Below are 19,300 nucleotides of genomic sequence, written 5' to 3'. Positions count from 1 at the left end.
GGGGTTTGTAAAATGGTCCCGACCTTCGACTTACCTATTTTTCTTTACCCTCCCACGACGCCTGGAATATTGACATAAAGCGCGTAAATTGAATGGCTGGCTGCCATGAAAATACGGCTATTTGCTCGACCGCCAAAGCAAAGATTGGCACATCTTTCGGGCAGAATAATGCGGCCAATCAGGGTCCCATCAGGGGCAAAGATCATCACCCCGTCAAGTTCTGAATCACCCATGCCCCAACCACACCAGAGATTTCCATCAGCATCCACGCGAAACCCGTCTGGTGTACCAGGGCCAGCATCTATCAGCACGCGCTTGTTTCGGATCGAGGCGCCGTCAACATTCACGTCATAAGCTAGTATTTTGCGTGTCGGTACACCTCGCGATTCCACAACATAGAGCACAGTCTCATCGGGACTAAAGGCCAGTCCGTTAGGTCCCAAAATGTCGTAGGCCACGACGCTCAATTCTCCAGTGTCGGCATCAAGTCGGTAAACGTTTTGGCCTAATTCTGGTTCCGCGCGATTTCCTTCGTAATTGCCCAAGATACCAAACGTCGGATCGGTGAACCAAATGCTGTTATCAGATTTGACAATAACGTCGTTGGGGGAGCTGAGCCGCTTTCCGTCAAAACTGTCAGCCAGAACAGTAATAGTGCCGTCATATTCTGTCCGCGTCACCCTGCGGCCGCCGTGTTCACAGGTGATCAGGCGGCCCTGCCGGTCTCTGGTTTGACCATTGGAAAAATTTGACGGCTGCCGAAACGCCGATGTTTTTCCTGTGACTTCATCCCACCGCATAATCCGGTTGTTTGGAATGTCACTCCACAGCAGATATCGCCCGTCTCCGAACCACACGGGTCCCTCGCACCAGCGACACCCTACCGCCAATCTCTCAACTCCCGCCAAAGGCAACTTGTACTTTTCAAATCGCGGATCAAGCGAAATCACAGATGGGTCGGGATACCGTTGAGAAGGTTGCCAGTCGTATGTATCGTTCATAAATTAAACTCCGTTCAGTGAATTTTTTCAGAAAAGATAAATTGTCTTCAGAATCCGCGAAAGTCGTTTCCTATTTACTTCCTCAACTCGCATACATCGGATTGGCCAGACCTTTTGAATGCCCCTAAAACAACCAAGTGCGCGGACAAATGAAGTCTGTAGGTTTCTGTTGTTATTTGGAAAGGTTACTGACTTTCTGTTTTGGATATCTAGAAAGATAATAGGGTGTCTCTGGTTCAGAAAGGATAACGACGAGGGGACAGAAAATCTCTCAGGTGACTACATGTTGAAGCTATTCGCGCTGAAAACATTTCCGTTGTAGAAAGCTGGAGTTTTTTCTCATGTTGGCTCCAGATTGCTTTGTCAGCGAACTCTGAGAAGTGTTGTATTTCCAACTGGTTGTTGCGACGAATACCTTCCACATTTTGTCCGAAGTCACCTGAAACTCGAGCAAAGCGTTGTGTGTGCCACATTCCGGCCTGCGTATCGGGAGCAGTGACACGCCAGTCGGCTGCAGGTTTGCAAGTACAATGCCACCTGCGATTGGAGATGCTTCGATAGACGCGGAGAATATGTTTTCGCCTCAAGTAAAACGTTTCAACGAGCAGCAGGATTGCCTGTAAAGCGGTTGTTCGCGTCGAGTGCAGCGAAAAAGACGACGAACCCAAATTGACTTTAGGCTGCGATTACAGAATGTTACGTCAAAACATCAGTGTGGAAAATCAATACCCCTTGAGATAAACCTCCCACTAATACTCTTAGCGGCACTTATCGCCTCGGTTAGTCCGGGGCCCGCGACCCTTGCCGTTGCAGGAACATCCATGGCTTCGGGTCGCAGATTGGGTTTGGCTCTTGCCTCGGATATTAAAACAGGCTCGCTTATGTGGTCGGTCGCTGCTACTCTTGGACTGGGAGCCGTGATGCTCGCAAATGCGTGGCTCTGCTCTTGTTCCTGATCCCCTTTGAATTGAGTCATGGCGGAAAAACAGCCCATATTTCCACAACGTATGTTGAAACTGTTTCGCGAAGTAGACCGCGGACCACGACAAGTTGTTTTGTTGTTTTCACGAGTGACGCGAGAGCTGCTTATTCTTTGCGTGATGCCAAAGAAAAATCCATCTCTGTCAGTCTTGGGCCTTTCCGCAAAAAATCATTCAAACGCGCTTAGGGGATGTTCGGTGGATTCCGCGTAAACTGCTATCAGGCAACCGGTTTCAGTGTAAGAACTGTGCTCGGTTCCTTTTGCAAGCCAAACCACGTCACCTTGTTTGTATACTGTGCCGTCGTTATCGATAAGTTCACCCTGAATGATCAGAAACTCTTCTGCTCCGCCGTGTCGATGCGGTGTAGAGCTGGAACCCGGCTCCATTCGGTAAATGTAAAACCCCACATCTCGGACTGCATCCGGGTTTAGCTGAATAAAGTGTGTACCTGTTTCAGATGACCCGTCAGGATCGTAAGGAATATAAGCGGTTTTATCATAGATATTTGCGACCAGTCTTTCTGTCGCTTGGATCGGTTTCATTCATTTCTCCTTAACTTGCCGGCAAATTGGGTTAGTTTTTCTTAGAGATCGCGGACGAGTGATTAGCGCAGACCCAGGACAGGAAAGGTGACCTCCTTCATGAGTTTTTGCTGCATTGCTCTTGCGTAGTCCTCGTATCCATAAGCAATCAACGTGAATGCGGCGGAGCCATGAATGACTTCGCGCGCGAAATAATTCATCAGATCTAAGTCCGTAAATTCTTCTTCAGCTGTTGCACTATCGGATGCAGCGGGCTCTCCCACGACCAGCGCGTTAACAGTTAAGTCTCTGAACGTATCCAACTCGTAAACCTGCCTAGGAGAGGGACCTATGTTGTTTTTACCGTCACCAGAAACATCAATTGTTTTTTGCCAACAATGTTCTTTCTGCTTCAGAAGCTCTCCGGCAAATAGTATCGCCGTACTCAAAGCGGTCTTTAAACCAGCCCGTTTTTTTTGGTAGGCACTAATACGACGAACGGCTACGTCGATCGCGTCATGGCTGTCTAACGCGATCCAGGGTTGGATCAAAAACTGATGATTTTGAGAACTCCACTCAAAAACAGACAGGTACACAGGATTGTCCGGATTACTCAGAATAGCAGCGCGAACTTCGGCGGCGTTGAGCGCGTAAGAAAGCCCATTCAACTGCATTGCGTATTCGGATTCGTCCACAGAACCGGAAACATCAAGTGCAAGGACCAGCGCCAATCTACACCTTTCGGCATGCAGAGGCAGCGGACAGAGCAAAGTTGTACAAATCAGAAAAGTAATGAGGCGACTCATGCTAAATCTTCGCAACATTCTTTTCCTTGGCTAGTAATTTTCGAAGGTTTGCAACATTAATTTTACCCAGCCAAGCGTGCGAAGTGTACTGCGGCGCAAGCCGAGCCACCATCTAGTGCCGGGTTCGACTTTGAAGGAACTTGACCGATCTTTGTCGTTACTGCCTATCGAAATCGTATGAGATTGCACTAAGGTCGAGTGGAAATTCAAAGGGCAAGGTTATGAAACTTCTAATATTGCAACACGCGAGCGTTGAGCATCCGGGGATTTTCCGATCATTTTTAAAGGAAGACGGCCATAGTTACGACACGGTTGAGTTGGACGAGGGTCAATCACTTCCATCGCTTGACGGTTATGATGGGCTATGGGTCATGGGCGGCCCAATGGACGTGTGGCAAGAAGACACCTATCCATGGCTGAAAGACGAAAAGGTCTTTATCCGCGAAGCGGTGGAGGTCAGGGGGCTGCCGTTCCTTGGGCTTTGTCTGGGGCACCAATTGTTGGCCGAAGCTTTGGGCGGAAGCGTCGGTCCGTCTGAATCGCCAGAGATAGGTGTTCTGGATGTTCAGTTAACAGAAGAAGGAGCGTCCGGCGTGATACTGGATGGTCTGCCGGATCGTTTCCCATGCCTTCAGTGGCATTCTGCCGAAATTAAGCAGATGCCCTCAGGAGCAAGCTGCCTTGCCACTTCGCCAGATTGTGCTGTCCAGGCAATGAAATGGGGAACACGTGCATACTCAGCGCAATTTCACATTGAAGTGGAAGATGACACGGTGGCCAACTGGGCTGATATCAAAGAGTACCGCTTGGCACTTGACGCGGCAATGGGCGACAATGCGACAGAGCGTCTAGGCGCAGATGTTTCGGCAAATCTTTCTAAATTCAACGATATGGCTGAGCGGTTATACATTAATTGGATGCAAACGTCCGCGCAGGCGAAGTGATCAGTTTTTTGATGGTTGTTGGCCGGGTTCAACCCGTAAGAAGACAAGTGTTCGGTTTTGCCCTCCTTTGTCCTTGACCGAAACTGCATAAACATCCTCTTCGTGAACCCATTCCTTCAGGTTGTAACTGTCTGGGTGGTTCACCTGTTCGTCTTGTCCCATCTGTCGGCCAACTCTGCATTTCGTCAACGTGGCCCACAGCTCTGATGCTTGGTCCAGAGCCAGCGTACTCCGATAAGGGTGGCTCCAGAAACAAGATGTTCCTGTTGTAGCTAGTGACGTTGTAAAAGCTGAGCATTCCGCGCCAGCGGGGAATGTTCCCGAAGTCGTAAATTGGTCAAGAAAGTCCACCACGTCACATTCTCCGGCCAATAATGAACTCGCAGGAGCCAGCATCGCCGCGGCGATGGCAGCGACAGAAACTCTAAGTGATGTCTTGGGTGTAGGCACTAAGCCTCCGCAGCCCGCATCAGCGACATACGAGCAGTTTCAAGGTGCTCTTTCATTTTAACTGCGGCTCTCTCAGGTTCACGTGAACGAAGAGCGTTCAGGATTTCGCGATGTTGGGCATTATACTGTTGGATAATCTGTTCTTCGAGCGTCAAGTGTCGCATTCGGGTCCATTCATCCAATGATCGTATTGTGTTGATCTGACTGATCAGCCATATCAACAGGTTGTTTCGCGTTGATGCGGCCAACCTGCGGTGAAATGCTGTGTCTGCCTCGGCAAAGAGAGTGGAATCGTTCTGGGCAGCTTCCATTTGCTTACAAAATGCCTCTAGGGCCTCAAAATCCTCGCGTCTTCCATGAAGAACGCTGAGGCGACATATGTGTGGTTCAAGTGCAAAGCGTGCGTCAATCAATTCCAAGGGAGTTGCTTCTTCAACAGCCGAAGGAACGACATCCTGCTTCACGGCAGTAACGTAAGTCCCACTACCCGCGCGCGTCTCCAAAAGTCCTTCTTTTTCGAGTTGGTAAAGCGCGTCGCGCAGAGTGTTTCGTGCGACACCCAGCTGTTCCGCCAATAATCGCGACGGCGGTAAGCGCTCGAATCGCTGAAATTCCCCCTCGTCAATCGATCGCCGCAGTTCAGTAGCCACGTCGGCGAAACTTTTTCTTCCCATTTTTGATCCATTTAGTAATCCAAAAGTAAACCAAATTTACAGATAACAGACCAAAATGCAAATATTGGATTAAAAGTTGTTGATTTTGGTTTGGAGTGTGGCTCTTCTTTTACGCATCACCAAACGGCGAGGACACCTATGGCATTCCCTCAACACGCAGATTACGTGATCGTCGGCGCAGGCATTCACGGCGTTTCCACAGCCTGGAAACTGGCGGAAAGGCTGCAAGAACGAGGGGAGAATGTTGAAGGCCGTATTGTCGTTTTGGACAAAAGCGGGATCGCGGCAGGAGCATCTGGAATTGCCTGTGGGGTAGTTCGCAACAACTACTTCCAACCGGCGATGCGTAAACTTATGGCTCATTCGGTGGATGTTTGGGAAAGCGACCCAAAGGGGCTTTCGTATCATCCGGTCGGCTACATGCAGATTTCCTCTGAAAGTATGCGTGACGATGTGGGGTCCATTTACGCACAGCAACAGGCAATTGGATACGAAAGCGTCTTCATCGAAGGAGAAAACGCCTGCACGTCGTACATGCGTGGGTACTTCGGAGATTGGCAAGCCCAAAATATCACATCCGTACTGCACGAAAAACGTGGCGGCTTCTCAAACCAAACCAAGACAATGTACGCGCTGGCCGAAAAGATCGAAGCGCTAGGCGTTCGGATCATCACCGGCGTCGAGGTAATGGGCTTCGAAGCAATGAATGGGTCTGGTGCGATCCAGTTTGTCGAAACAAACAAGGGAAAAATTTCCTGCGAGCATGTCATCATCGGCGCGGGTCCATGGGTGCGCGACTTTTGGTCGATGCTTGATTTGCCAAGCAAGATCACGGTCAAAGACCTGCAGGGCGATGTGCACGAAGACGTTGACATGTGGCGTTTCTGGCAGCTTGAAGAAGGAGTGTTAAACATCGATCCGGACATTGGGCGAGCCGATGACGGCAGCCTCGCGCCGGTGATACATGTCGATACGGATGCTCCGCTAAAATCGACCGTCGATGGTTCGATCATCACCGAAGAGATGTGGGGGATCTACTATAAGCCTGACTGGCATTTTGGTGGAATTCAAGGTGGTGCAAGCCCTTACAAAGTTGAGACACCTGTCGACGAAGTACAGATTGACCCTTATGGGCCATCTTCGCCTGAGTTCGTCTCAAGCCCCGAATTTGCGCATATGTGGGTCAGTGCGCTGGCTCATTGTCAGGCACGCTACGAAGGTATGATGCCTAAGTACCACAAAGAAGCGTCGGGTGGGATCGGTTGTTTCACGGCTGATAGTTTCCCTGTTTTTGACCACTTTCGTGAGAACGTGACAGTGATTGCCGACAGCAATCACGGATGGAAGATGCTGGGTGTCGGTCACCTGATCGCAGACGAAGTGCTTGGAGAACGTCAAGATCTTCTCGAGCCGTTCCGCTTTGACCGTTTCGCCAAAGGTGAACTGCACCCTGTATCCAACAGCCCGTACCCGTGGAGTTAGCGACAAAACCAAGTTCGCATTGAAGAGCGCCGGAAGAGTGCTCGCCTCAAGCTAGCAAGGAGATAGAAAGTGACCACCGATCTTGAAAGATTTGTAGAAGCGCCAGGTCGCGATGAAAAAATCAAGCAAGTAAGGGAAATGATCAATGCAAAGGGCATTGAATACCTTTACCTTCAATTCGTTTCGGTCACCGGAAAAATCATGGGTAAGGGCATCCCGGCCGATCATTGGGAAACGGTTGCCAAAAAAGGATTTCAGCTAGTCTACGGTGCGACCGTAAACCTCTTCACAGATCGCGCTGGTAACTATCTTGGATACGGCCCGGAAGCAGCAGAACTTGTAGGAATTCCCGAGCCGGAAACTTTTATGCAATTGCCTTGGGCTCCTACCATTGGGCGGTTCTATTGCACTTTGTTCCGGAATCGGGAGGAAAAAGAAAATCCGGGTGGATATCTTACCTCCGATTGCCGGGGAAACCTGCGTCGGCTGCACGAGGAATTCACTAAAAAACATGGAACCAAGCTTCGGATTGGTACTGAGCCCGAGATGATGTGGCTAAAGTTCGACGAAGATGGAAAGCCCCGCGACGGGTTTTCGAAACCGTATTGCTATCACATCGACCAGTTTGAAAGCCTGCGGCCCGTATCAATGCAGGTGATCCGCTACGCGCGCCAGATGGGTCTGGATATGATCCAGGGCGATCACGAGGATGCACCAGGCCAGCTTGAATTAAACTGGATGTTTGACGACGTGCTGCGCAATGCTGACCGTTTGACGACCTACCGCCAAATCTGCGCGCAGGTGGCCCGAGAAAATGGCATCTTTGCTTGCTTTATGACAAAGCCCTTCATGGGCGTTTCTGCCAGCGGCTGCCACCACAACATGAGCCTATGGAGAGGCGGTGAGGATGAGTTTGTTCCCGTCGGCAATGACCCCGAAGATTTGCCGGGAATGAAGGAAAACTACATGTATGTGAAGGGCGGTGAGAACACATTCATGCCCGACACTGATGACCCTCAGATGCCCGGCAAAGAGGGTTTGAAAGCCATCGGGGGTGTCGTCACACATCTGCAGGCACTTACGGCTATTGGATGCTCTACGGTAAATTCCTATCGTCGATTGTGGGATACAGGTTTTTGGGCGCCAGTGTTTGCGGATTGGGGTTTCCAGAACCGTACGACTGGGCTTCGCGTTTCGGCACCCGGACGGTTTGAGTACCGGTCAGTCGACTCGATGGTAAACCCATACATTATGGGGTCGACATTGCTTGCGGCGATGGACGATGGGCTGGAAAACAACCTTGATCCCGGTGAGCCTGAAGAGCGCAATATTTACGAGGCGATGGCCGAAGGCAAGGAAGTCAAAAAGCTTCCGATGTCTCTGGGCGAGGCTCTGGATCATCTGGCAGGTAACGAGGTGGTCAAGCGCGGCATGCCGGGCGAGATGTACCGCCTTTATGAAGAGTACAAACGCGATGAGTTTGCGCGCTTCATGTCCACCGTAACCGAGTGGGACAACGAAATGTACATGGAGTGCCTGCCTTAAACGGAGGCTTACGGGCGGATCGCTGACCGCGGCCGCTCTTTGATCGAATTACGCCAGATTGAAGAATTCGCAGGAGGAGCGCAGATCAAATGTGCGGAATTGTTGGATTAATTCATCTCAAAGGAGCGTCGAATGTTGGCGGTGAGATGACAGCGATGCTTCAGTCCCTGAAGCATCGGGGACCAGACTCAACCGGTTATGCGGTCTATCGGGAGAACGCGGAAGACTATGTCATGCGGGTTAAGATAGCCGAAGCCGAGGACATGGATCGTGGACGCGGCATTCACGACGTTCTGGAAGAACGGTTGGCCAAGGTTGATGCCATCCTTGAAGAGCATGGTGCGAACGTAAAGCAAAAGGAACGAGTTCGTCCTTATGCCTTGCGCTATGTTTTGACGCATGATGGTAATACTGGTGAGATGGCTGAGCACATCGAGGAGATCGATGATGTTGAGATACTCTCGCTTGGAAACGGTCTGGAGTTGATCAAAGACCTGGGCGATGCGTCAGTGGTTGCCGAGGCTTACGGCTTGGATGACTTTCGGGGCACGCACGGTATCGGTCACACGAGGATGGCTACGGAGTCTGACGTAGATATCAAATCAGCGCATCCTTATTGGGCCTTCCCATACAACGACGTCTCGGTTGTCCATAACGGGCAAATTACGAATTATTGGATAATGCGTCGCGAGATGGAACGGAAAGGTCATCGTTTCATGTCGAACTGTGACAGCGAATTGCTGGCAGTCTACACGGCGCACAATCTTGCAAACGGCGTCACTCTTGAAGAAAGCCTCAGGCGTTCGATTGATGAGATCGATGGAGTCTTTACCTACCTTGTTTGCACCAAGGATCAATTAGGTATGGCCAAGGATACCATGGCGGCCAAACCGTTGGTTCTTTACGAAAGCGATGACCTGATCGCCATGGCTTCTGAAGAGGTCGCGATCCGAGCGATCCTGCCTCATGAAATAGACACTACCGATCCCTATGATGAGGAGGTTCGCGTATGGCAAGCGTAAGCGCTACAGACCTAAAGGGAATGACCCAAGAAGAACGGGTCAAAGCTTTGGGCATGACAACGGATCAGCTTACTGGGCGGTCCATGTACATTGAATTTGATCCGGATGCGACAGAACGCTTCGCATATCCTTGGGCGCCGGACGTCGATTTCAACAAGCGTACAGAACTTGATTGCGACGAGATGACGGCGACTGAGGTCAACGCGAATATTCGCTCTTTGATGGAGGAGGGCTTTGGCTCGATCGTAGTCAAAAACCCCCGCGGCATGCATAGCCTTGGGGTCGGCATTTTGAACAAGCTCAACCTGATTATTGAAGGTTCAACAGGGTACTTTGCCGTTGGTCTGATCGACGGGCCGAACGTGCGTATCAATGGGCGTGTAGGTTGGTCTTGTGGCGAGAACATGATGTCCGGCACAGTAATCGTTGAGAAAAACGCGGGATCCACATTCGGGGCGGCCATCCGCGGAGGTGACCTTGTTTGTCGCGGTTCCGTTGGATCACGGACTGGCATCGACATGAAGGGCGGGACGATAATCGTGGGCGGCGACACCGGTGCGCTTTCGGGTTTCATGATGCAGCGTGGCCGCATGGTTGTTTGCGGTAATGCTGGTAAGAACCTTGGTGACTCGATGTACGACGGTACGATCTATATCGGGGGAGATATTCAGTCTTTGGGCGTTGATGCGGTTGAGGCTGAACTGACTGATTTGGATAAAGCGTGGTTGACCAGAAAGCTGACCCAATACGGGTTGATGCCAGAAAACGGCGTCGATCATTTCACCAAAGTGGTCGCGGGCAAACAGCTCTGGAACTACGACAATCTCGAACCGAATGAGAAAAAGCTCATCCTCTGAGGGACGGCCCTAAGATTCAGGGATGCCCGATAACCCTTTGAAAGGAAAAACATATGGCAGATGGAAACCCGCCAACCAAGAAGCTTTTGGACCGTGACGTCAACCGTATCGGAGATAGTTTTATTTTTCCGCCGCGGGTCATGGATGACATTCACATCAAATCCGAACTCGGCAGGTATAGAATGCGGGGTTTCTCGCTGTTTAAAAAAATACCTCACTGGGATGATCTGACTTTTCTGCCCGGGACGTTGACGCGTTTTGTTATCGAAGGTTACCGGGAGAAATGTGAAACCAAAACAGTAATAGGTCCACGCGCAAAGCGGCCGCTGGAATTGGATATCCCCGTCTACATAACAGGAATGAGCTTTGGTGCGTTGTCCTATGAGGCGAAAACTGCGCTGGCGCGAGGCGCCACAATGGCGGGCACAGCAACCTGTTCTGGCGAAGGCGGTATGATTCCCGACGAACGTCGGTATTCCTCAAAATGGTTCTACCAGTGTATTCAGTCGCGCTACGGGTTTAATCCCCATCATTTGGTACTTGCAGATGGCTGCGAGTTCTTCATCGGACAGGGCTGTAAAGTCGGTCTTGGGGGCCACCTAATGGGCCAGAAGGTGACCGACCAGGTTGCCGAGATGCGCTCTTTGCCAGCTGGTATTGACCAGCGGTCACCAGCTCGCCACCCCGATTGGCTGGGTCCCGACGATTTGGCGCTGAAAATTCAGGAGATCCGAGAAGCAACAGATTGGCAAATCCCGATCCAACTGAAACTCGGAGCTGCCCGAGTGTACGATGATGTGCGCATGGCCGTGAAATGTGATCCGGACTCGATTTATATCGACGGTATGGAAGGTGGCACGGGCGCAGGTCCGCACCTTGCAACAGAAGATACTGGCGTTCCCGGGATGGCCGCTATCCGCCAAGCACGCAAGGCGATAGACGACCTAGGAAAGCGGGGCGACATCACATTGATTTACGCCGGTGGTATTCGAAATGGCGCTGATGTAGCAAAGGCAATTGCGCTTGGTGCCGACGCGATCGCCATCGGACATTCTGCTATGATGGCGCTTAACTGCAACAAAGACATCCCGGAGGCCAACTATCCCGAAGAGATAGGGGCGGAGCCGGGCTATTGCTACCACTGTCATACGGGCCGTTGCCCGGTTGGCGTGGCGACACAAGACCCCATTTTGCGCCAGCGTCTTGATCCCGACGAAGCTGCAGAGCGCGTCTACAACTTCCTCCATACGCTGACTATCGAGGCTCAGTTGTTTGCTCGTGCCTGCGGTAAGACGCATCTGCATTCGTTGGAGCCGGAAGATCTGGCCGCGCTGACAATGGAAGCGTCAGCAATGGCGGGAGTTCCGTTGGCTGGCACAAGCCACACTGTTGGCGTTGAAGATTACCACCATCTGTAAGGAGACCTGAGTTATGGCCGGAACACAGTACCGCGGGTCTGAAATAAAAGACGTCGACCAGTTCATCAATGATGCACAAGGCTTGGAATCTGAGCGTGAGAAGGAAATAGGTCAGCACATTGGCTATCGATATGACGTGAATCTTGTGCCGGACTACAGCCGGATCACACCTTTCCTGAAGAGCTATATGGAGTTCATGGGTTGGGATGACCTGAATTGGCTCGAAGACATTCACATGGGCTACGAAGAGGGTAAACCTGCCGTCTTTGACCGAAACATTAACGGATGGGTTCGGATACCGGACAGCATCGAACTGCCGGACAACCAACAGGACCGTGACATGATTGCGCGCGAGCTTCTGCTAAAGTTTCAAATGTCCGACCGACACCCTTTGGTCATGCTCAGAAAGGCATACAAAAAGTTCTAATCCATGCCGCGCCCGCTCAATATCGCCTGCCTCCAAACCCGGCCTATGCCGACTATGGAGAGCGCCCTGGCCGAGGTCCTGCCGATGGCTGAGGCGGCAGTTTTGGCGGGCGCTCAAATGTTATTCCTGCCAGAGTATTGCGGTGGACTAAATTCTGACGGTGTCCGGTTGTGTCCACCATCTCAGGCGGAACACGTGCACCTTGTTCTGTCTCAATTGCGCAGCTTTGCGGCAGAGAGGCAAGTATGGGTGAACATCGGGTCTGTCGCAATCAACGGATCCGACGGTAAGATTATCAACCGTGGTTATATGGTTGACCCAAAAGGTGATATCTTAGGGTCTTACGACAAGATCCACTTGTTTGATGTCGACCTTTCCGAAGACGCCGTTTATCGCGAAAGCGATACTGTAGCTCCAGGCAGCCGAGCCCGTATCTACGACACTGCCTTGTGCAAAGTAGGTCATACGATTTGTTATGACCTTCGGTTTCCCGGGTTATTCAGAGATCTTGCTCATGCTGGAGCAGAAATCCTGTGTTGCCCTGCGGCCTTTACCAAAACGACCGGACAGGCGCATTGGCACGTTCTCAATCGCGCACGTGCCATCGAAAATACCGCGTTCGTCGTATCGCCTTGCGCCGTCGGTCCGGTACCAGGGGGCGGTGCCAGCTATGGGCATTCCCTTGTCATCAACCCCTGGGGCGAAATCCTTGCCGATGGCGGTGATATACCGGGTGTAATACACGCGCAGTTGGATCTTGATCTGGTCCAAGCGACTGCGGCGAGAGTACCCAGTTTGCGCCACGATCGGCCCTATAAATTAGCGGATTCAAAAGAGAAAGACGTCGCATGAGTTCACTGGGTTCTGTCTTGGGAGAAAGTTATTCCCCGTCGCCCTTGCGATTGTCATTTTTGAAATGGCAGTGCCGAGTGCGTCAAATGGCCATGAGGGATAATCAGGGACGCCCGGACGATGCGATTACACCGGCATTGTTCTTGCCGCACCAAGATCAACCGCTTGGGCATATAATTACTTTGCTGAACAAATCTCCGGGGTATTCGGTCACGCCAGAACTGCTTCATATGGCCAAAAAAACAAATGACCCGGCGCAGCGCCGAGATCAGGCGATTAGGTTCTTTTCCGCGACATACTATCAAAAAGCGTCGGAGTTTTCTGACATCCTGACAGCGACTTTTCCGCCGGGATCACCGGGGGCGGCATCTATACGCGAAGCAGAAAATGTACGACTGCGTTTTGAGGCGTATATGCAGATGTTTGATCTGTCGTGCAAAGTTTGGCGGCTGGCGCCCCACAATCCGCTGTATCAAGCGACTATGGCGCACAACCGCTTGTTCAATCCGGCCCTACCCGCCGACACCGAAGTTTTGGGGTTTGAACCGGATTGGAATGCCAGCTCTATGGAATCGGAGGTGAGCTGATATGGCGCCGGGGTACGTAATCGCACAAATATGTGTAACCGACGCGGAAACGTATCCTTCTTACGTCGCTATGGTTCAGCCTATTATAAAAAAATTCGGTGGTGAATTTTTGGTCCGTGGCGGTCGCAGTGAAAGCTACGAAGGCACGCCGCCCGGCGATAGGCACGTCGTAATCCGTTTTCCCAGCTATCAAGCAGCAAAGGACTGGTACCATTCAGAGGACTACGAGGAAGCAAAGGCTCTTCGGATGTCCGCATCAAGCAGTGTTCAGACAATTGTCGAGGGGATAGAATGACAAAACGCATCTGTATTATCGGAGCAGGTCCGTCAGGGCTTGCACAATTGCGTGCTTTTCAATCGGCGGCCGAAAAAGGCGCGGAAATTCCAGAGATTGTTTGTTATGAAAAGCAGGCAGATTGGGGTGGGCTTTGGCGATATACCTGGCGCACCGGACTGGATGAACACAGCAACCCCTGTCATGGTTCAATGTACCGGTACCTGTGGTCAAATGGACCGAAAGAAGGGCTGGAATTCGCTGACTACACCTTTGAGGAACACTTTGGAAAACCCATTGCATCCTATCCGCCGCGGGCTGTTCTTTTCGATTACATCGAAGGCCGAGTTAACAAAGCAGATGTTCGGAAGTACATAAAATTCAATACCGTAGTACGGGACGTCCGCGCGGTCGACAATGGGTTTGAGGTTACTGTTCGTGATGCAGAGACCGATACCGAAGACCGCAGCGTCTTTGATCATGTGATTGTAGCTTCTGGGCACTTCAGTTTTCCGAATGTCCCCTATTATCCAGGTTTCGAATCCTACAAGGGCCGCATCTTGCACGCGCATGACTTCAGGGATGCGGTGGAGTTTAAAGACAAGGATATATTGATCCTTGGCACGTCGTATTCGGCAGAAGACATCGGATCGCAGTGTTGGAAATACGGGTGCAACTCGGTAACCGTTGCCCACCGGACCGCGCCAATGGGATACAACTGGCCCGACAACTGGAAAGAGGTTCCAAAACTAGAGAAAGTGGAAGGCAAAACGGCCCACTTTATTGATGGGACTTCCCGTGAAGTTGACGCGATCATATTGTGCACCGGATATAAACACCATTTCCCGTTTCTGCCCGATGACCTGCGGTTGAAGACAGCCAATCGGTTGGCTGCAAACGACCTTTATAAAGGTGTTGTATACACGGGGAACCCGGACCTCTTTTATCTGGGGATGCAAGATCAGTGGTACACATTCAATATGTTTGACGCGCAGGCCTGGTGGGTGCGCGATGTGATTTTGGACCGCATTGCATTACCGGATGCCGAAGTAATGGAGGCGGATTGGCAAAAGCGGCAGGCCGACGAAGATGCTCTGGAAGATGACTATGCCTGCATAGCCTATCAGGGCGCTTATACCGGTGAACTGATCGACGAAACTGACTATCCGTCATTTGATATCGAAGCAGCTAATCAAGCCTTCTACGAATGGAAGAAGCACAAGAAGAAAGGGATAATGGAATTCCGGGACCACGGCTATACTAGCCCAATGACCGGCACAAAAGCGCCCCCACATCACACCGCGTGGAAGGATGCGCTGGACGACAGTCTTGAGGATTACCTGAAGACTTGAACTGGGCGAACGAACCCTCGCCTGGAAAGGCGTAGAGGCTTCGCCAAAAGCAACTGGGAGAATGAAGATGAAAAAACTGACTTTATTAGCCTCTGCAAGCGCCGTCGCAGTTATGGGTGTCGCCGCCAATGCGGCTGACAGCGATGATCCGATCGTGATCCCGATCCACAACTGGTCAAGCCAGATTGTGATGTCGAACGTGGTCGGCCAGATGTTTGAGGAAATGGATCTGAATGTCGAATACGTCACCACTGACAGCCAAGCCGTATACGAGTCGGTTCGTCTGGGCGATGTCGCGTTGGAGCTGGAAGTATGGGAAGGCGCATTCGGTGCTTCCTTCCGTGAGGCGTTGTCCAAGGGCGGGCTGCACGATGCTGGCGACCACGACGCGGTAACCCGCGAAGATTGGTGGTATCCAATGTGGACCAAAGATGCTTGTCCTGGTCTGCCGGACTGGAAAGCGTTGAACGACTGCGCTGCTGTATTTGCAACAGCTGAGACGGGCGACAAAGGTCGGTATTTGGACGGTCCGGTGGACTGGCTGAAACACGGGCAGGAGCGCGTCGAGGCGCTGGGCATGGATTTTGTTGTTGTGAACGCGGGTTCTGCCGCGGCTCTCTGGGCTGAAATCGGTGCGGCAGAGGCTGAAAAGAAACCGGTCGTTGTATTCAACTGGACGCCTAACTTTGCCGAAGCAGTGTGGCCGGGCGAGTTTGTCGAGTTTCCTGCATGGGAGGATGGGTGTGACACCGATCCGTCGGTTGGACCTAACCCAGATGCTCTTTACGACTGCGGCAACCCCGCGACCGGCTACCTGAAAAAGGCTGCCTGGGATGGTATGAAAGACAAGTGGCCAACAGCTTATTGCGTTTTGACGAAGATTTCTTTCACTAATCCTCAGATCGCTGAAATGGCTAAACTGGTAGACACAGACGAGTTGGAGCCAGAGGATGCAGCGGTTGAATGGCTGTCTGCAAATCGTGGAATCGTCGATCCCTGGATTAATGAGTGCTCAGGCTGATCCTTGCGTGATTTGACAAACATGCCCGTCCCGCGAGACCATGCGGGGCGGGTGACCTGATGACAGGGGATTGGCATGGCTCCGGTAATTTCGGCCAGAAGTGTTTGGAAGCTTTTCGGTGCGCATCCGGAAAAGTACCTGCGTACGATGCCGGAAAATCACAGCTTCGATGACATTCGTGCTGATGGATATATCGCTGGGGTAAAGGATGTATCTGTAGATGTGAGTCAAGGCGAGATGCTTGTCATCATGGGCCTCTCTGGTTCGGGAAAATCAACGCTTGTTAGGTGTTTTTCCAGGTTACACGACATTACCAGCGGAACCATCGAAGTCGATGGTCAGGATATCATGTCTTTGGCAGAAAAAGATCTGATAGAACTGCGCCGTTCAAAGATGGGGATGGTGTTTCAGTCGTTCGGTCTGCTGCCGCATCGTACAGTTTTGGAAAATGTCGCGTTCCCATTGGAGATGCGTGGACAGGACAAATACACAAGACGCGAGCGGGCGCTGGAAGTTGTGCGTTTAGTCGGACTTGAAGGACGGGAAGACTATTTCCCCCGGGAACTTTCAGGAGGACAGCAGCAACGCGTAGGTATAGCGCGATCACTCGCGATCGAGCCGGACATCTGGTTTCTGGACGAGCCATTCTCGGCGTTAGATCCGCTTATTCGCCGTGAAATGCAGGATGAGTTCCTGAGGCTGCAAGAGATGCTGGGTAAGACGATTGTCTTTATCACACATGACTTTGACGAAGCGCTTCGGCTGGCGGACCGCATTGCAATCATGAAAGATGGCGCTATCGAACAATGCGATACGCCGGATGCGATAGTTATGAGCCCGGCGACCGAGTATGTCAGGAAGTTCACGGAAGATATCGACAAGGCCCGCGTTGTTCATGCGCGCGGCTTATCAAGACCTGTCAACGGCATGACGCTGGAAGGAAATGCCGTGGACGCAAAAGCGACGATTCAGGATCTGGCCCGGCAACTGGTGAATGAAACACGCGAAGCAATTCCTGTCGCTGATAAGTCCGGAAAAGTGATCGGTGTCATGCATAGATCCGAAGCTCTCGATCTGCTGTTAGGGGCTGGCTGATGGCCGTAACCCACGCCTCCGACGTCGGCGGGCGCGCCCACGCCGGTGTTGGCAGGAATCCGGTCTTGCTAACTCTGGTCGGAACAGCGGTCGTTCTTATGGTGGCGCATGCGTTTGGTGTACTCCCACCTTGGTTGCAACGAATACCAGAGACGATGATCCCGCCAACTGCCGAAGCCCTTGATGCGGTATTCGCATTTGTTCAGAATGACTTGGGCCTTATCTATGTCACTAGGTTTATCGCAGAGGGACCACTTGAGTTTTTCTTGGATGCGACCGCAAACTTGCTTTATGGCAAGCGCCGTTGGCCGATGCTGGGACCTATCCCTTGGACAGCGATCGCGGGTGCAGCGGCAGTGCTTGGTTATTACCTTGGCGGTTGGAGGCTCGCCGTTCTCGCAGGCGGCACATTTGTCTGGACCGCCCTGATCGGACAGTGGGACATCGCGATGCAAACGATGTCAGTGCTGGTTGTCGCTGCACCGATTGCGTTTTTGATTGGTCTTCTTTTGGGTATAGCTGCCTGGAAATACGTCCGGGTAGACACAGTGATCAAACCGATCCTGAGCGTGCTGCAAACGCTTCCATTTTTCACTTATCTGCTGCCGGCTGTAATTTTCTTCAAAGTTGGGCCGACGGCAGGTGCGGTAGCAACGATCATTTACGCCATGCCGCCCATGATACTGATGACGACACTTGGTCTTAAGAAAGTAAGCCCAGAAGTTGTCGAGGCGGGTAAGATGTCAGGGTGTACCCGTTGGCAAATGCTGACACGCGTCTATTTGCCAGCTGCACGGACCGAAATTTTGGTCGGTGTTAACCAGGTGATTATGCTTTGCCTTGCTATGGTCGTTCTTACAGCCTTCATTGGGATGCCCGGGCTTGGCGCAAAGCTGCTAGCTATGATGGGCAGCTTCAAGCTAGGCCGTTCTTTCGAGATAGGCGTGACTATAGTTTTGTTCGCAATTATGCTGGACCGACTGTCAAAAGCGTGGGTTGTCAAACAACCAATACACTTTGAGAAAGGCACGCCTTGGTGGAAGCAACACGCATATCTTTTGATCGGCCTGGCAGTTTTTTCGTTTTTTTGTATTGTTGCGCAATTCGTTGATGTCTTTGCGGAAATTGGTCGACGGCAGTCTTTCTCAAAAGGCAAAGAGATTGACGTTGCCATTAAAAGTTTTCTGGCGATTGATGCCGTGAATGCGGTGACAGAATGGTTGCGATGGTTTCTTAACGTCAAAGTTCTGATACCGTTCAGGAATTCACTTCTGTGGATTCCAACACCCGCATTTATCTTGCTGGTCACGGCACTGGCGTATTGGCTGGGCGGCAAGCGGCCCGCAATCTATGCCTTTGTTTTCTTTACATTAGTCGCCTTTTCAGGTTGGTGGGACCGATCAGTTATCACGCTCTATACAGTCATTTCCGCCGTAATAATATCGATGCTTGTGGGCATTCCGCTTGGTATTTTCGCTGCTCGTTCAGCGAAATGGTCGAACCGTATTCTGCTGGCCTGCGATACGGCGCAAACATTTCCGAGCTTCATCTATCTCATTCCGGCCATTATGTTGTTTGGCGTGAATGATGTTGCCGTCGTTTTTGCAATTGTGATTTTCACAACCGTCCCATTGACGCGTTATACGATCGAGGGACTTCGCACTGTACCCCCGGAAATCACCGAGGCAGCCGACATGTCAGGGGCAACGCGCAGACAAAAGTTGTGGTCAGTACAGTTGCCGATGGCGTTGCCGACTATGGCTGTAGGATTTAACCAAGCAATTATGTTCGCCTTCTTTATGGTGATCATCGCGGCGTTTATTGGCACCCAGGATCTCGGCCAGGAATTGCAGAGGACGCTTGCGGGGACAGAGCTTGGCAAGAACATTGTACTGGGTCTAAACGTGGCATTCATGGCCCTGACATTTGATCTTGCGGTTATGGCCTGGGCCGAAAAACGCAAAAAGATGTTGGGGCTCGGATGATGAT

General features: G+C 51.6%; 19 protein-coding genes. 14 read left to right on the top strand and 5 right to left on the bottom strand.

Features of this window, described 5'->3' with window-relative positions:
- Positions 1-44: 44 nt before the first annotated feature.
- The 3 genes from AC2FNV_RS07535 to AC2FNV_RS07525 all read right to left on the bottom strand — a co-directional run bounded on the left by AC2FNV_RS07535 (position 45) and on the right by AC2FNV_RS07525 (position 3,236).
- Positions 45-1,001: an SMP-30/gluconolactonase/LRE family protein gene (locus tag AC2FNV_RS07535; protein ID WP_170604288.1), complete on the bottom strand. Its 957-nt coding sequence runs from the start codon at positions 999-1,001 to the stop codon at positions 45-47.
- A 1,150-nt stretch (positions 1,002-2,151) separates the two neighbouring features.
- Positions 2,152-2,526, bottom strand: a complete 375-nt coding sequence (locus tag AC2FNV_RS07530; protein WP_170604284.1) for a cupin domain-containing protein — start codon at positions 2,524-2,526, stop codon at positions 2,152-2,154.
- Positions 2,527-2,588: 62 nt separating this feature from the next.
- Entirely contained in the window at positions 2,589-3,236 is a 648-nt protein-coding gene (locus tag AC2FNV_RS07525) for a DUF1194 domain-containing protein (protein WP_217362363.1), read from the bottom strand.
- A 296-nt stretch (positions 3,237-3,532) separates the two neighbouring features.
- On the opposite strand from AC2FNV_RS07525, the gene AC2FNV_RS07520 reads away from it, so the two are divergent.
- Positions 3,533-4,255 carry a type 1 glutamine amidotransferase gene (locus AC2FNV_RS07520; RefSeq protein WP_170604280.1) on the top strand — a complete coding sequence of 241 codons (723 nt, stop codon included), beginning with the start codon at positions 3,533-3,535 and terminating at the stop codon, positions 4,253-4,255.
- On the opposite strand, the gene AC2FNV_RS07515 is transcribed toward AC2FNV_RS07520, so the two are convergent.
- Together AC2FNV_RS07515 and AC2FNV_RS07510 are read right to left on the bottom strand one after the other, a co-directional pair.
- The gene (locus AC2FNV_RS07515) at positions 4,256-4,705 is read right to left on the bottom strand and encodes a hypothetical protein (protein WP_170604278.1); all 450 of its coding nucleotides are present in this window, start codon (positions 4,703-4,705) and stop codon (positions 4,256-4,258) included.
- A complete protein-coding gene (locus AC2FNV_RS07510; RefSeq protein WP_170604276.1) occupies positions 4,705-5,379 on the bottom strand; it encodes a FadR/GntR family transcriptional regulator in 675 nt (224 codons plus the stop codon). The genes AC2FNV_RS07515 and AC2FNV_RS07510 overlap by 1 nt, the downstream gene beginning before the upstream one ends.
- A gap of 138 nt (positions 5,380-5,517) precedes the next feature.
- On the opposite strand from AC2FNV_RS07510, the gene AC2FNV_RS07505 reads away from it, so the two are divergent.
- The 13 genes from AC2FNV_RS07505 (at position 5,518) to AC2FNV_RS07445 (ending at position 19,296) form a co-directional block, all read left to right on the top strand.
- On the top strand, positions 5,518-6,861 hold the full coding sequence (locus tag AC2FNV_RS07505; RefSeq protein WP_170604274.1) for an NAD(P)/FAD-dependent oxidoreductase: 1,344 nt from the start codon (positions 5,518-5,520) through the stop codon (positions 6,859-6,861).
- Positions 6,862-6,930: 69 nt separating this feature from the next.
- Complete coding sequence (locus AC2FNV_RS07500; protein ID WP_170604272.1) at positions 6,931-8,406, top strand: glutamine synthetase family protein; 1,476 nt, start codon at positions 6,931-6,933, stop codon at positions 8,404-8,406.
- Positions 8,407-8,495: 89 nt separating this feature from the next.
- Positions 8,496-9,428, top strand: coding sequence for a class II glutamine amidotransferase domain-containing protein (locus tag AC2FNV_RS07495; protein ID WP_170476534.1), 933 nt, complete (start codon positions 8,496-8,498; stop codon positions 9,426-9,428).
- Positions 9,416-10,285: a GltB/FmdC/FwdC-like GXGXG domain-containing protein gene (locus AC2FNV_RS07490; RefSeq protein ID WP_170604270.1), complete on the top strand. Its 870-nt coding sequence runs from the start codon at positions 9,416-9,418 to the stop codon at positions 10,283-10,285. The genes AC2FNV_RS07495 and AC2FNV_RS07490 overlap by 13 nt, the downstream gene beginning before the upstream one ends.
- Positions 10,286-10,338: 53 nt before the next feature.
- Positions 10,339-11,703 (top strand): FMN-binding glutamate synthase family protein, encoded by a 1,365-nt coding sequence (locus AC2FNV_RS07485; protein WP_170476530.1) that lies wholly within the window; start codon positions 10,339-10,341, stop codon positions 11,701-11,703.
- Between the two features lie 13 nt (positions 11,704-11,716).
- Positions 11,717-12,130: a hypothetical protein gene (locus AC2FNV_RS07480; RefSeq protein WP_170476528.1), complete on the top strand. Its 414-nt coding sequence runs from the start codon at positions 11,717-11,719 to the stop codon at positions 12,128-12,130.
- 3 nt (positions 12,131-12,133) lie between these two features.
- The gene (locus tag AC2FNV_RS07475) at positions 12,134-12,982 is read left to right on the top strand and encodes a carbon-nitrogen hydrolase family protein (protein WP_170604268.1); all 849 of its coding nucleotides are present in this window, start codon (positions 12,134-12,136) and stop codon (positions 12,980-12,982) included.
- Positions 12,979-13,569: a hypothetical protein gene (locus tag AC2FNV_RS07470; RefSeq protein WP_170604266.1), complete on the top strand. Its 591-nt coding sequence runs from the start codon at positions 12,979-12,981 to the stop codon at positions 13,567-13,569. Before AC2FNV_RS07475 ends, AC2FNV_RS07470 begins: the two co-directional genes overlap by 4 nt.
- Before the next feature lies 1 nt (position 13,570).
- Positions 13,571-13,864 carry a DUF1330 domain-containing protein gene (locus tag AC2FNV_RS07465; RefSeq protein WP_170476523.1) on the top strand — a complete coding sequence of 98 codons (294 nt, stop codon included), beginning with the start codon at positions 13,571-13,573 and terminating at the stop codon, positions 13,862-13,864.
- The gene (locus tag AC2FNV_RS07460; protein WP_170604264.1) at positions 13,861-15,195 is read left to right on the top strand and encodes a trimethylamine monooxygenase; all 1,335 of its coding nucleotides are present in this window, start codon (positions 13,861-13,863) and stop codon (positions 15,193-15,195) included. The genes AC2FNV_RS07465 and AC2FNV_RS07460 overlap by 4 nt, the downstream gene beginning before the upstream one ends.
- Before the next feature lie 67 nt (positions 15,196-15,262).
- Positions 15,263-16,216: an ABC transporter substrate-binding protein gene (locus AC2FNV_RS07455; protein ID WP_170604262.1), complete on the top strand. Its 954-nt coding sequence runs from the start codon at positions 15,263-15,265 to the stop codon at positions 16,214-16,216.
- 75 nt (positions 16,217-16,291) lie between these two features.
- Positions 16,292-17,311: a quaternary amine ABC transporter ATP-binding protein gene (locus AC2FNV_RS07450; RefSeq protein ID WP_170476517.1), complete on the top strand. Its 1,020-nt coding sequence runs from the start codon at positions 16,292-16,294 to the stop codon at positions 17,309-17,311.
- On the top strand, positions 17,311-19,296 hold the full coding sequence (locus AC2FNV_RS07445; RefSeq protein WP_170604260.1) for an ABC transporter permease: 1,986 nt from the start codon (positions 17,311-17,313) through the stop codon (positions 19,294-19,296). Before AC2FNV_RS07450 ends, AC2FNV_RS07445 begins: the two co-directional genes overlap by 1 nt.
- Positions 19,297-19,300: the final 4 nt, after the last annotated feature.

It is taken from the genome of Ruegeria sp. BHSA163 (assembly GCF_059613365.1).
Note: the sequence above shows the minus strand (reverse complement) of the source record. Positions and strands in the feature narration are given on the sequence as shown.

Excerpts from the sequence above, each read along its gene's own strand:
- AC2FNV_RS07535 (WP_170604288.1), bottom strand. The coding sequence starts at position 1,001 with ATGAACGATACATACGACTGGCAACCTTCTCAACGGTATCCCGACCCA.
- AC2FNV_RS07530 (WP_170604284.1), bottom strand. The coding sequence starts at position 2,526 with ATGAAACCGATCCAAGCGACAGAAAGACTGGTCGCAAATATCTATGAT.
- AC2FNV_RS07520 (WP_170604280.1), top strand. The coding sequence starts at position 3,533 with ATGAAACTTCTAATATTGCAACACGCGAGCGTTGAGCATCCGGGGATT.
- AC2FNV_RS07510 (WP_170604276.1), bottom strand. The coding sequence starts at position 5,379 with ATGGGAAGAAAAAGTTTCGCCGACGTGGCTACTGAACTGCGGCGATCG.
- AC2FNV_RS07505 (WP_170604274.1), top strand. The coding sequence starts at position 5,518 with ATGGCATTCCCTCAACACGCAGATTACGTGATCGTCGGCGCAGGCATT.
- AC2FNV_RS07495 (WP_170476534.1), top strand. The coding sequence starts at position 8,496 with ATGTGCGGAATTGTTGGATTAATTCATCTCAAAGGAGCGTCGAATGTT.
- AC2FNV_RS07490 (WP_170604270.1), top strand. The coding sequence starts at position 9,416 with ATGGCAAGCGTAAGCGCTACAGACCTAAAGGGAATGACCCAAGAAGAA.
- AC2FNV_RS07485 (WP_170476530.1), top strand. The coding sequence starts at position 10,339 with ATGGCAGATGGAAACCCGCCAACCAAGAAGCTTTTGGACCGTGACGTC.
- AC2FNV_RS07480 (WP_170476528.1), top strand. The coding sequence starts at position 11,717 with ATGGCCGGAACACAGTACCGCGGGTCTGAAATAAAAGACGTCGACCAG.
- AC2FNV_RS07475 (WP_170604268.1), top strand. The coding sequence starts at position 12,134 with ATGCCGCGCCCGCTCAATATCGCCTGCCTCCAAACCCGGCCTATGCCG.
- AC2FNV_RS07470 (WP_170604266.1), top strand. The coding sequence starts at position 12,979 with ATGAGTTCACTGGGTTCTGTCTTGGGAGAAAGTTATTCCCCGTCGCCC.
- AC2FNV_RS07465 (WP_170476523.1), top strand. The coding sequence starts at position 13,571 with ATGGCGCCGGGGTACGTAATCGCACAAATATGTGTAACCGACGCGGAA.
- AC2FNV_RS07460 (WP_170604264.1), top strand. The coding sequence starts at position 13,861 with ATGACAAAACGCATCTGTATTATCGGAGCAGGTCCGTCAGGGCTTGCA.
- AC2FNV_RS07455 (WP_170604262.1), top strand. The coding sequence starts at position 15,263 with ATGAAAAAACTGACTTTATTAGCCTCTGCAAGCGCCGTCGCAGTTATG.
- AC2FNV_RS07450 (WP_170476517.1), top strand. The coding sequence starts at position 16,292 with ATGGCTCCGGTAATTTCGGCCAGAAGTGTTTGGAAGCTTTTCGGTGCG.
- AC2FNV_RS07445 (WP_170604260.1), top strand. The coding sequence starts at position 17,311 with ATGGCCGTAACCCACGCCTCCGACGTCGGCGGGCGCGCCCACGCCGGT.